Source organism: Pasteurella bettyae CCUG 2042, from assembly GCF_000262245.1.
Lineage (GTDB): Bacteria > Pseudomonadota > Gammaproteobacteria > Enterobacterales > Pasteurellaceae > Basfia > Basfia bettyae.
In genome coordinates this window covers 26,484-39,368 of record NZ_AJSX01000047.1, presented here as the reverse complement: position 1 = coordinate 39,368, position 12,885 = coordinate 26,484, and the positions used below count along the sequence as shown (strand labels likewise).

General features: G+C 35.8%; 12 protein-coding genes. 6 read left to right on the top strand and 6 right to left on the bottom strand.

Annotated features, from left to right (window positions below):
- Nucleotides 1-46 precede the first annotated feature (46 nt).
- The 5 genes from HMPREF1052_RS10165 (at nt 47) to HMPREF1052_RS10145 (ending at nt 6,092) form a co-directional block, all read left to right on the top strand.
- Nucleotides 47-559, top strand: coding sequence for an LPS-assembly lipoprotein LptE (locus HMPREF1052_RS10165; RefSeq protein WP_005761812.1), 513 nt, complete (start codon nt 47-49; stop codon nt 557-559).
- The gene (gene holA / locus HMPREF1052_RS10160) at nt 560-1,591 is read left to right on the top strand and encodes a DNA polymerase III subunit delta (RefSeq protein ID WP_005761681.1); all 1,032 of its coding nucleotides are present in this window, start codon (nt 560-562) and stop codon (nt 1,589-1,591) included.
- 292 nt (nt 1,592-1,883) lie between these two features.
- A complete protein-coding gene (locus tag HMPREF1052_RS10155; protein ID WP_005761780.1) occupies nt 1,884-2,846 on the top strand; it encodes a TAXI family TRAP transporter solute-binding subunit in 963 nt (320 codons plus the stop codon).
- Between the two features lie 135 nt (nt 2,847-2,981).
- Nucleotides 2,982-5,615: a TRAP transporter permease gene (locus HMPREF1052_RS10150; RefSeq protein WP_005761697.1), complete on the top strand. Its 2,634-nt coding sequence runs from the start codon at nt 2,982-2,984 to the stop codon at nt 5,613-5,615.
- 51 nt (nt 5,616-5,666) lie between these two features.
- Nucleotides 5,667-6,092, top strand: coding sequence for a universal stress protein (locus tag HMPREF1052_RS10145; RefSeq protein ID WP_005761805.1), 426 nt, complete (start codon nt 5,667-5,669; stop codon nt 6,090-6,092).
- Nucleotides 6,093-6,186: 94 nt separating this feature from the next.
- Here the strand turns inward: HMPREF1052_RS10145 and mutT are convergent, their stop codons facing one another.
- The 3 genes from mutT to secM all read right to left on the bottom strand — a co-directional run bounded on the left by mutT (nt 6,187) and on the right by secM (nt 9,828).
- On the bottom strand, nt 6,187-6,585 hold the full coding sequence (mutT, locus tag HMPREF1052_RS10140; protein WP_040596595.1) for an 8-oxo-dGTP diphosphatase MutT: 399 nt from the start codon (nt 6,583-6,585) through the stop codon (nt 6,187-6,189).
- Nucleotides 6,586-6,687: 102 nt separating this feature from the next.
- Nucleotides 6,688-9,414, bottom strand: coding sequence for a preprotein translocase subunit SecA (gene secA / locus HMPREF1052_RS10135; protein WP_005761864.1), 2,727 nt, complete (start codon nt 9,412-9,414; stop codon nt 6,688-6,690).
- Nucleotides 9,415-9,510: 96 nt separating this feature from the next.
- Nucleotides 9,511-9,828 carry a secA translation cis-regulator SecM gene (secM, locus tag HMPREF1052_RS10130; protein WP_081484413.1) on the bottom strand — a complete coding sequence of 106 codons (318 nt, stop codon included), beginning with the start codon at nt 9,826-9,828 and terminating at the stop codon, nt 9,511-9,513.
- Nucleotides 9,829-9,915: 87 nt separating this feature from the next.
- Here secM and HMPREF1052_RS10125 point away from each other — a divergent pair, with 87 nt between their 5' ends.
- Nucleotides 9,916-10,221 (top strand): DciA family protein, encoded by a 306-nt coding sequence (locus HMPREF1052_RS10125; protein ID WP_005761759.1) that lies wholly within the window; start codon nt 9,916-9,918, stop codon nt 10,219-10,221.
- An 11-nt stretch (nt 10,222-10,232) separates the two neighbouring features.
- On the opposite strand, the gene HMPREF1052_RS10120 is transcribed toward HMPREF1052_RS10125, so the two are convergent.
- From HMPREF1052_RS10120 to aroK, 3 genes are read right to left on the bottom strand one after another with little or no spacing between them, the layout of a single operon-like run.
- Complete coding sequence (locus HMPREF1052_RS10120) at nt 10,233-11,078, bottom strand: Dam family site-specific DNA-(adenine-N6)-methyltransferase (RefSeq protein WP_040596594.1); 846 nt, start codon at nt 11,076-11,078, stop codon at nt 10,233-10,235.
- Between the two features lie 9 nt (nt 11,079-11,087).
- Nucleotides 11,088-12,176 (bottom strand): 3-dehydroquinate synthase, encoded by a 1,089-nt coding sequence (gene aroB, locus HMPREF1052_RS10115; RefSeq protein WP_040596593.1) that lies wholly within the window; start codon nt 12,174-12,176, stop codon nt 11,088-11,090.
- Between the two features lie 27 nt (nt 12,177-12,203).
- Nucleotides 12,204-12,731 carry a shikimate kinase AroK gene (gene aroK / locus HMPREF1052_RS10110; protein WP_005761783.1) on the bottom strand — a complete coding sequence of 176 codons (528 nt, stop codon included), beginning with the start codon at nt 12,729-12,731 and terminating at the stop codon, nt 12,204-12,206.
- Nucleotides 12,732-12,885: the final 154 nt, after the last annotated feature.

Genomic DNA, 12,885 nt, shown 5'->3' with positions numbered 1-12,885 from the left:
CCACCGCACTTTTATTAAAAGTGCGGTTATAAAACAAGGTTTTTCTATGTTAAAACGACTCAAAACCCTCTTTATGACAGCCTCTTTAGTAGCTTTAACTGCTTGTGGTTTTCATTTTCAAAACGGTCAATTAGTACCACAAGAATTACAAACCTTAACCCTTGAAAGTGCGGATCAATATGGCTATATGACCATTGCGATGCGTAAACAACTCCAAGTGAATAATGTAAAACTCGTTGATGCTAACGCAAATGTACCTGTGCTACGTTTAAATAAAATCAGTACAAACGATGAAGTGGTATCGGTATTTAAACAAGGTCGTGAAGCAGAAAAAATGTTAATTTTACAAGTGGAAGCTTCTGTAAAATTGCCTAACAAAGCCCCTTATCCAATTATTGCTAAAGTAAACCGCACTTTTTTTGATAACTCACGTGCAGCACTGGCTAAATCATCTGAAAAAGAAATTATGTGGAACGATATGCGTGAACAAGCAGCACGTCAATTAATCCAAAAAATGGTGGCACTGCAACATCAAATCAAACAAACAAATACTAAGTAAATGAATAGAATTTTTACTGAGCAACTTTCTCATTCCCTAAATAATAGACTCGCTCGAGTCTATTATTTAATTGGGCAAGATCCTTTATTGCTTAGTGAAAGCCTAGATCAGATTACCAAAATAGCCAATACACAAGGCTTTGATGAAAAAGTTGAGGTAATAATTGATAACATGACAGATTGGAATGATCTTTTTGAACGTTGCCAATCCATGGGGTTGTTTTTCAATAAACAAGTCATCATTCTAAAATTTCCTGAAAATTTGACCGCAGTTTTACAAAAAAACTTGATCGAACTCATTTCATTGCTTAATGAAGATATTTTGCTGATTTTACACTTTCTAAAGCTCACAAAAACAATGGAAAAACAAGATTGCTTTGTACAACTTGAACACTATGAATCACAATCTGTACTTATCAACTGCCAGACACCAACTGTAGAACAACTCCCTATTTGGGTGAGCAACCGTGTTAAAACAATGGGGCTGACAATTGAGCAAGATGCGCTTCAATTACTTTGCTATAGTTATGAAAATAATTTATTGGCTCTAAAACAAGCATTAGAGTTGCTTGCACTGCTACACCCTGATAACAAGTTGAGCTTTGTTCGTGTTAAAAATATTGTAGAACAATCCTCTATTTTTACCCCATTCCAATGGGTAGATGCGTTACTAGAAGGCAAAGAGGCTCGAGCCCAACGTATTTTAAATGGCTTACAAGCAGAGGATGTGCAGCCTATTATTTTATTACGCACACTACAACGTGAATTAATTATCTTATTAACTCTTACTAAACCACAACAGCGTCTTACCAGTATTGATGATAGCCTGCCTCTGAATCAATTAAGAGAAAATTTTGATCGCCTAAAAATTTGGCAAAATCGCCGCAATTTATACACTCAAGCCTTGAAGCGTCTGACATATCGAAAATTATACCTAATCTGCCAACAACTGGGTGAACTAGAACGATTAGCTAAACAAGAATTTAGCCATAATCTTTGGCAACAACTCTCAAATTTTGTTCTAAAGGGTTAATTTAGAATATATTTCTATAAGAAATATAGTAACACTTCATATAGCTACGATGTAGTCAAAACCTGCAATCATAAAATAAAGATAGGATTATTCTTAATTTATTTAAAATCATTTATCTCCATGCCATAAAACAAAATTTTATTATGCATTAATAAAATTTATATCTACGATAAAAATATCTATTGCAAAAGATTTTAAACTCTAGTATATCTGTAATTGTTCATTTTTTAATAAATTATGAATACATAACACAACATTACTCACATATTGCAATATGCACGGAGAGCTAACTATGAAAAAATTTTTAAAATTATCATTAGTAACAAGTATGGCAATGGCTGCATTCTCTGTTCAAGCAGAAGAAAGCTTTATTACTATCGGTACAGGTGGGCAAACAGGGGTATATTACGTTGTTGGTCAATCAATTTGCCAGTTAGTAAATCGTGATACTGCAAAAACCCAAATCAAATGTAATGCTCCATCAACAGGAGCTTCAGTGGCTAACTTAAATGCCATCGCAGAAAAACAAATGGATATGGGGATTGCTCAATCAGATTGGCAATTCCATGCATATAATGGTTCAAGCTCATTTGAAGGTAAAAAGAATGATAAACTCAGAGCAGTCTTTTCTCTTCACCCAGAACCCTTTACTTTAATGGCTCGTGATGATTCAGGAATCAAAAATTTTGATGATTTAAAAGGTAAACGAGTCAATGTGGGAGATCCAGGCTCTGGTACTCGTGCAACAATGAATGTTATTTTAGCGGCAAAAGGTTGGACAGATAAAGATTTCAAAGTAGCTTCAGAGCTAAAACCAGCTGAAATGGCATCTGTTATGTGTGATAACAACTTAGATGCAATTACCTATAATGTAGGGCATCCTAATGGTGCATTAAAAGAGGCTGCGGCATCTTGTAATGCTCATTTAGTTCCAGTCACAGGTGAAGCGATTGATAAATTAGTTGCAGATCATCCTTATTATGCTAAAGCGACCATTCCTGGCGGTTTATATAAAGGCTCCGATCAACCAGTAGATACATTTGGTGTCTATGCAACTCTCGTTAGCTCAAGTGATGTTGATGCAGATAAAGTTTATGCTGTTGTTAAAGCTGTTTTTGATAACTTCGATCGTTTCAAACGTTTACACCCAGCCTTTGCAAACTTGAAAGAAGAAGACATGATCAAAAATGCACTTTCTGCACCGCTACACGATGGAGCAGTGCGCTATTATAAAGAACGAGGCTGGATTAAATAACTTCTCAGTCTTAACTAATGACATATAGCCATTAATAAGTTACCACAGTTTGGATTACCCACTCTGTGGTAATTTAATTCATAACTATAAAAGTTATAGTTTTTTTATTTTTCATTATCTCGTGAGAATCAACCTATGTCAGAACCTAAAACAGCAATCTATGATGACCTCCAAGATATGGTAGCTTCTAATGATACGGGGGGGCGAACACCAACGGGTGTTGCAAAAAAAACCATCGTATATGTTGCTATTCTATGGTCTATTTTCCAAATTTATTATGCTTCACCACTCCCGTTTATACTTCAAGAATGGTTAAGTAGCTTAGGCATTAATTTGAATGTTGTCGTCGATGATACAAAAGCACGTTCAATTCATTTAGCCTTTGCCATGTTCCTTGCATTTTTATCTTATCCAGCTTTTGCCAACTCACCTAAGCACAAAATTCCTGCTTTAGACTGGTGCTTTGCATTTTTAGGTGCTTTTCTTGGTTTATACTATATTTTCTTTTATGAAGGATTAGTTAAACGTTTTGGCGCGCCCAATTTACAAGATATTATCGCAGGTTGTATTGGCGTGTTATTGGTTTTAGAAGCTACACGTCGTAGCCTTGGATTACCATTAGTCGTCATAGCTATTATCTTCTTACTTTATAACTTTTTTGGTCAATATTTTCCTAGTGATTGGTTAATTAGCCATCGTACCGGTTCCCTTGCACATATTATTAATCAACAATGGGTAACTACTGAAGGTGTATTCGGAATTGCCCTAGGCGTCTCTACTAAATATGTATTTCTATTCGTATTATTTGGCGCTTTACTAGACAAAGCTGGTGCTGGTAACTATTTTATTAAAACAGCTTTTGCTTATTTAGGTCACTTACGAGGAGGACCAGCTAAAGCAGCGGTTGTATCATCAGGTTTAACGGGATTAATTTCTGGTTCATCTATTGCAAATGTAGTTACCACGGGAACCTTCACCATTCCAATGATGAAACGTGTTGGTTTTACCAATGAAAAAGCAGGTGCTGTTGAAGTTGCCTCATCTGTCAATGGACAAATTATGCCTCCAGTCATGGGTGCAGCAGCATTTTTGATGATTGAATACATTAATATGCCATATAATGAATTAATTAAGCATGCCTTCTTGCCAGCATTAATTTCTTATATTGCACTAGTTTATATTGTCCACTTAGAAGCTTGTAAAATGAATTTACAAGGCTTAGCACGAGTTGAACCACCAAAGCCTTTTTTAATTAGTTTAATTCGTACTCTCGCATCTTTCCTAATTATTTGCATATTATATTTTGCTGTTAAGTTCGGTTTAGGATGGATTGATGAAGTTATCCCTCAACATTCTTTACTCATTGTCTGCATTATTCTGACAATAGTATATTTATTACTGATTCGTCGTGTGGCAAGTTTTCCAGACCTTGAAGTAGACGATCCAAACTCGCCTATTGCAACATTACCTGCCACCAAACCTACTGTAAATTCAGGTTTACATTATTTAATTCCTGTTGTGGTTTTATTGTGGTGTTTAATGGTAGAAATGTTATCTCCTGGTTTATCCGCATTCTGGGGAACAATAACGCTAATTGCTATTCAATTAACACAACGTCCACTATTAAATTTCTTCCGGAAACAACCTATTACAAAAGCCTTATTAAAACAAGGTTGGCAAGAATTATTAGAAGGTTTAGAAAGCGGTGGGCGTAATATGACTGGTATTGGTTTAGCTACCGCAACTGCAGGAATTATCGTAGGAGTTGTCGCTCTCACTGGATTTGGAGTACAACTTTCAGGTGTGATTGAGCTGCTTTCTATGGGCAATATCATCCTAATGTTAATTCTGGTGGCTATTTTCAGCCTAATTCTTGGTATGGGTTTACCAACCACTGCAAATTACATTGTTGTATCTTCCCTTATGGCAATCGTTATTGTAGAAGTTGGGCGTCAAAATGGCTTAATTGTTCCCCTCATTGCAGTACACTTATTTGTATTCTATTTTGGCATTATGGCAGATGTTACTCCACCTGTTGGTCTAGCTTCATTTGCGGCAGCTGCAATTTCTGGTGGTAGCCCAATAAAAACAGGGATGGTGGCTTTTATATATAGTTTAAGAACAGCCATTTTACCTTTCCTATTTATTTTTAATACGGACTTGCTCTTACTTGACGTAGGTTGGGCAAAAGGTATTTTAGTATTTATTAGTGCTACTACGGGGGTTTTACTATTTACAGCTGGAACCATGAATTATTTCTTTACCAAAAATAAATGGTGGGAAACTATTCTCTTATTAATCCTAGCATTTGCTTTATTTAGACCGGGTTTCTTTATGGAACGTATCATCCCATCAGAACGACATATTGAACCTGTTCAAATGGTACAACAATTACAAAATGTTAAGGTTGGTGAGAAATTCATGCTTAAAGTTTCAGGTGTTAACCCCTACGGTAAACCGATAGAATTTTATGCTCAATTACCAGTGCCAGAAGGTGCCACAGGTGAAGAACGAGTGAAAAAACTAGGCTTAACACTCATGCAAACGGATGACAAAATTACTATTGATGGTGTCGAAACACCTAAAGTAATCATTGACTTAGTAGAAATCGATTCTGAAGCAGCAAAAGCAGGATTAAACTGGGATCAAACCATTATAGATGTGGCATTACCGCAAGATGCACCTGCCAAAGAATGGATATTTATACCTGCATTTATCCTTGCTTTCTTAATCGGTTATAACCAACGTCGTCGTTTAAAACAACACTAATTTTATGGCACATATAGCTGTGCCATCAATAAATGAAAAAGGAAATTTACTATGTATAACAAGCTACTCATTGCAATTGACTTAGCCAATCTAGAAAGTGCAAAGTATGTGGTTAATACGGCCTTGAAGCTTACAGCGAATAACCCAAATGCAGTCTATCGTGTTGTGTCAATTATTGAGCCTGTGGATAATAGTTTAATTGCGGCATTCTTACCTAAGAACTTTGATAAATCTGTGTTAGCGGAAGCCAATAAAAAGCTACATGACTTTACACAAGCGACATTTCCTAAAGATGCAAAAGTACAACATATTGTTACCTATGGGACAATTTATGAAGAAATCTGCCATATTGCAGATGAGAAAGATGTTGATATTATTGTCATGTTAGCGAGCAGTAAACCTCATGCAGAAGGTTTAAGTGCAAATACTGTACGAGTAGCCCGTAATACGGATAAACCAATTCTTGTGCTACGTTAATTCAAACCAAAGATCAAAGCCCTGAATTTTCAGGGCTTTGCCTATCACGATAAAAGTGCGGTCAAGTTTTCAAAAATTTTCAAGTAAAATTTATCTAACTTTCTGCCAATAACCGTTGTACCAATTTTAAATTAGCTGGAGGAAATTTAGATTCATCTAAATCATGTTGCGCTATCCAAAATCCCTCTTGCCCTTCACGACCAAAAGGTTCACCAATCCATTCTTTGACTAAGTAAAAATAAAAATGAATAATTTTATTGGGGTATTCAAAAACAAACTGCTCATACATAACGGGGTTTAAAGCGACGATCCCAACTTCTTCCTCTAACTCTCTTTTTAGCGCTTGTTCTGGTGTTTCTCCCATATCAATTTTACCACCAGGAAATTCTAAGGATTGTGCAAAATCTTGCCCTTCTAAACGTTGTGTTAAATAGATCTGCCCAAACTCATTACGAATAATACCTGCTGCAACTTGGACTTGTTTCTTATTCATCATCATTTTCCTACTGAATGATTAGACTTATTCATAATTGACATTTATTCAATTAAAAAGTGCGGTTAAAAATTTTAAATTTTTAACCGCACTTACTTCATACTAAGATTCTTGTGTTACACGACTACCATGGCAATGCTTGTATTTTTTGCCAGAGCCACAAGGACAAGGATCATTACGACCAATACGATGTTCTCCCTGTGCGACAGCTCGCTGACCATCAACACTTTCACCTGTAGTGCTTGAATTACCATATTCAGCATCTGAAATTTGTTTTGCCGCTTGTTCCACCGCTGCCATGGCTTGCTGTTGTGCTTGAACTTCTTCTTGGGTGCGTACTTGAACACGACTTAATGTTCTGATCACAGAAAGTTTTAAAGCATCCAACATTTCCGTAAACATCTGGAATGACTCTTTTTTATATTCCTGTTTAGGATCTTTTTGTGCATAGCCACGTAAATGAATACCTTTACGTAATTGATCCATTGAAGATAAATGCTCTTTCCATAACTCATCAAGAGTTTGTAACATTACTCCTTTTTCAAAGTTACGCATAGTTTCTGCACCAACAATCTCTTCTTTACGTTGATATTCTTTAATTGCAGCTTCAACAATACGTTCACGAAGATTATCTTCATGTAAGTTATTATCTTCTTCTAACCATTTTGCAATTGGTAAATCTAAGGCAAAGTCTTGTTTTAAACGCGTTTCCAGTTCTGGAATATTCCATTGTTCTTCTAATGATTGCGGTGGAATATATTGATCAATCACCTCATTAAAGACATCTTCTCGAATCGCCACAATTGTCTCTGAAATATCATCATGATCTAATAAATCATTACGTTGGGCATAAATCGCATGACGTTGGTCATTTGCAACATCATCAAATTGTAATAAGTTCTTACGACCATCAAAGTTATGCGCCTCAACTTTTGCTTGTGCTGAAGCAATAACTTTAGCCAATAATTTCGATTCCATTGCTTCACCTTCAGTAGTGAAAGCTTTACGCATCATATTTAACTTACCTTCATTCAAGTAAATACGCATTAAGCTATCATCTAATGATAAGTAGAAGCGAGATGAACCTGGATCGCCTTGACGACCTGAACGACCACGTAACTGATTATCAATACGACGAGATTCATGTCGTTCTGTACCAATAATATGTAAACCACCCGCTTTCATTACGGTATCATGACGTTGTTGCCATGCATTTTTTAGCGCTTCAATTTGTTCTTCTGTTGGATTATCTAGCTTAGCTGCTTCCGCTTTCCAGTTGCCGCCCAACATAATGTCCGTACCACGCCCTGCCATATTGGTTGCAATAGTTACTGCACCAGGATACCCTGCATTAGCAATAATTTCCGCTTCCTGAGCATGGAATTTTGCATTCAATACATTATGTGGAATGCCTGCTTTATTTAATTCATGAGACAGTAATTCTGACTTTTCAATAGATGCTGTACCCACCAATACTGGCTGACTACGTGCAACACATTCTTTGATATCATCAATAATCGCTTTAAATTTATAAGCTTCATTTTCAAACATCACGTCTGTTCGGTCATCACGAATCATCGGTCGATTAGTTGGAATAACGATGGTTTCTAAACCGTAGATTTGTTGAAATTCAAATGCTTCGGTATCAGCTGTACCAGTCATACCTGCTAATTTTTCATACAAACGGAAATAGTTTTGATAAGTAATCGAAGCAACTGTTTGATTCTCACCTTGAATTCTCACATGCTCTTTTGCTTCGATAGCTTGGTGTAAACCATCCGACCAACGGCGCCCAGCCATTGTACGGCCAGTGTGTTCATCAACAATAACAATCTCACCATCTTTAACAATATAATCCACATCTCGTTCAAATAAAGTATGAGCACGCAATGCAGCATAAATATGATGTAATAAGCCGATTTTTGCTGGTGAATATAAAGATTCATCCTCGCCCATAAAACCATTACTGGTTAGCCAATTCTCACATTTTTCTTGGCCTCGTTCGGTTAAATAAGCTTGTTTAGTTTTTAAGTCTAAAGTGAAGTCACCATCTCCCTGATATTCATCACTGTCTTCTTTATCTTGTTTGATTAATAATGGGATTAATTTATCAATCGCCATATAAAGTTCAGAACTATCTTCTGCGGGGCCTGAAATAATTAAAGGTGTACGTGCTTCATCAATTAAGATGGAATCCACTTCATCTACTAATGCATAATGTAATTGGCGTTGAAAACGATCTTCCGCAGAATGTGCTAAGTTATCCCGTAAATAATCAAAACCTAATTCACTGTTTGTTGCATAAGTAATATCTGCTTTATAGGCTTCACGCTTTGCTTCTGGCGATAAACCTGGCACATTCACGCCTACTGTCATCCCCAAAAATTCAAATAATGGACGGTTAGTTTCTGCATCACGACCTGCAAGATAGTCATTTACAGTCACCACATGAACGCCCTTACCTGTTAACGCATTTAAATAACAAGGTAAAGTTGCGGTTAAGGTTTTACCTTCACCTGTACGCATTTCAGCAATATTACGATTAGTTAATACCATTCCACCGACAAGCTGTACATCGAAATGGCGCATACCAAGTACACGTTTACTGGCTTCACGAACAGTTGCAAAAGCTTCTGGCATTAAACTTTCTAAGCTTTCAGCTTTTTCTAATCTTGCACGAAACTCTGCTGTCTTCGCTTTTAACTCATCATCAGTTAAAGCTTCAAAACTTGGTTCTAATGCATTAATTTTTCTTACAATTTTGTTTAATCTACGTAGTACACGATCATTGCGACTACCAAAAATTTTTGTTGCGATAGTTTTTAACATAAATCTTATTTCTCTTTTCAATAAAGGGCCAAGATGAGATTATTCATCAGGATAAATTATATTGATAATGCTCGATAGCATTGACTTACATCTGCATTAAAGAGAAGGACTACCACGAATTGGAGGAGAGAACTCGCATAAAGAAGAGACAAATAAGTGCGGTTCACTTTTAGAAAATTTTACCTGTTCAATATGACGTTGTTGCACATCAGAATAAGGTGCAATCGCTTGATGAACAAGTGCTACTTTTTTTAATAATTGTTGCTGAAAGTGATGTGATTGTTGTTGATAATTTTCTGTAGTTGATTCGCTATATTCAATGCCTTGAACGTTAGGCAAAGCAAACATCGCAATCATACTTACCAGAAGTTGCGACCAAAATGTATGCTTAATTTTATGAGAAATTATCATCATTATACAAACAGCTAAAAAAGTTTTTCGTATTGTAACGGAAATTCGCTACAATGTCCTTTATTAATTGGGATCAATTTAGGAAATTCAATGCCACGTAACCAGAAAGTAATGAATATTAAAGATCTGTTAGAAACCTCTGACTTATCAAAGATCATGCAAAAAGGATTATTCCTAAATCAATTAAACCAACAGCTTCAACAAATTTTCCCTGCACAATGTAAAGGCTTATATCGCCTTGCCAACTTTACTCAAGATAGCCTAATTATTGAAGTAACGAATGCTGTTGTACGCCAAAGCCTACTATTTAAACAACAAGATTTATTAAACTTAATTCAAAAAGATTATCCAGAAATTATCAAATTAACTTTTAAAATTAATCCTGAAATTGGCTAAAAAAACTTATCCTATTTAAAAAGAGCAATTAACTCATTAACTTTAATACGTCGTTCTGAAGTTTGACTAATAGAACGTTGCACTTTAATACGTTTGAATTTTGCCCCATTATAAATTTCACGAGTAAATTTAGTATCATGATTAGATATCAATACTGGAATATGACGTTCTTGAGATATCTGTTTAGCAAGCATAGCCAAATGATGTTGATGTTCTAATGAAAAATCATGAGATGAATACTTGGTAAAATTGGTTTCTTGTATAAGAGGAGCATAAGGTGGATCACAATAGATGACCGAATCCTCGTCTGCGAGCGCAAAAGTTTCTTGAAAATCTGCACAAATAAAGACCGCACTTTGTGCTTTTTCCGCAAAATAGCGTAATTCTTGTTCAGGGAAATAATGAGTTTTATAAGCACCAAACGGCACATTAAATTCATTTTGTGAGTTATAGCGACATAAGCCGTTAAAACCAAAACGATTTAAATAAAGAAATAATACTGAACGAACAAAAGTGTCTTCCGATGCATTAAAATCAGCTCGTCGTTGATAATAATAGTTAGCAGTATTTGCCTGAGGATGGAAAAAAATAGGTTTTAAGGCACTAATATAAGCCTCTACATCTAGTTTAACCGCATTAAATAAATTAATTAAATCAGGATTAATATCGGCAAGGACATATCTCTCAAAATGGCTATTAAGAAATACTGAACCAGCCCCGACAAAAGGCTCGACTAAACATTTTTTACGTTTAGGAAGTAAACGATTAATATCATCCATTAACCGAAACTTCCCCCCCGCCCATTTTAAAAATGAACGGTGTTTTAAGTAATGTTTAGTTTTTGCACGAGAAGACATTGAGTGGCACTAATCGTTTTGAGTACAAGCCTGGATTGCAGCAAGAACCAGTTGTTGATTCATATCTGTAGCAACATAAGCTTGCCCGAGTGACTTTAATAAAACAAGACGTAATTTACCTGCTAACACTTTTTTATCGCGCATCATATGCGGTAAATAATCTTCTGGTTGCATCGTATCAGGTGAAACCGTTGGCAAATTTGCACGAGCAAATAATTTTTCTAAGCGGCCAACATCTTGACGAGTGATATTTCCTAATTTTTCAGATAATGCTGCCGCCATCATGGAGCCTACGGCTACCGCCTCACCATGTAACCAATTTCCATAACCTAAATGAGTTTCAATAGCATGCCCGAAAGTATGACCAAGGTTTAATAAAGCACGATCTCCTTTCTCAGTTTCATCACAAGCAACAATATCTGCTTTAATTTGGCAACAACGAGCAATACAGAACTTTAGGTCTTGTTGTTTTAATGCGACTAAATTATCAATATGCTCTTCTAGCCATTCAAAGAATGCTAAATCTAAAATAGCGCCGTATTTAATCACTTCAGCTAAGCCTGCGTTCACTTCTCGTTTAGGTAAAGTATTCAGGGTTGTGGTATCAATAATCACTGTAATAGGTTGATAAAACGCACCTATCATATTTTTACCTAACTCATGATTAACAGCGGTTTTTCCACCTACTGAGGAATCCACTTGAGCCAGTAAAGTAGTTGGTATTTGAATAAAGCGAATACCACGTTGATAACTCGCAGCTGCATAACCTACAATATCACCAATCACCCCACCTCCCAAGGCAATTAGCGTAGTATCACGACCATGATTTTCTTCTAATAATGCGGTAAAAACCCTATTTAATGAGTCTAGATTTTTATATTTTTCTCCATCTGGAAGTAAAACATGGCTTACTTTACAACCTATTTTTTCTAAGGTTTCAGTTACGGGTTTTAGATAATATTGTGCAATTGTTGGATTACTCACAATCATCACTTTATCTTCAGCTTGAAGAGGATAAACTGCTACATTGGTTAATAAAGACTCACCAATGTAAATGGGATAACGGCGTTCTTTTAATTCAACATTTACACATTCCATAACTTACAACCTTAATTTATAGATTATTTACCCGTTAAAATTATCAATTAACTCAACAATATGACTCGCCATTAATTTCGCACTTTGTTCATCTGTTGGTAAAGTAATATCCGCTATTTCTTCATATAATGGATTACGGATTTTTGCTAATTCTTCTAAAACTTGACGAGTATCATCAACGCCTTGCAGAAGAGGGCGTTTTTTATCTCGTTGAGTGCGTTCAAACTGTTTATCGACTGTAGTTTGTAAATAAATAACAATACCACGAGCGGAAAGATGATTACGGGTTTCTTTTGAAACGATAGAACCGCCACCAGTAGAAAGCACGATGCCTTGTTTCTGAGTAAGTTCATTAATCACTCGAGCTTCACGTTTACGAAAACCAGCTTCTCCTTCGATATCAAAAATCCAACTAATATCTGCCCCCGCTCGCTGCTCTATTTCGTTATCAGAATCAATAAATTCCATATTTAAAAGTTGAGCAAGTTGGCGACCAATGGTACTTTTACCAGCGCCCATTGGACCCACTAAAAAAATATTACGTTTTTCTGCCATTTTTTATTCTTCTTAAAATATTCTAATCGGTTAAAAAAATCCTTAATCGTTTCCATCACCAACGATAAATAAACGGATCACCTAAACTGATAGATTATCTCAATAAACCCCCCCTATTTTCAACCTTAGGAAGAAATTTATTGTAATTATTTAA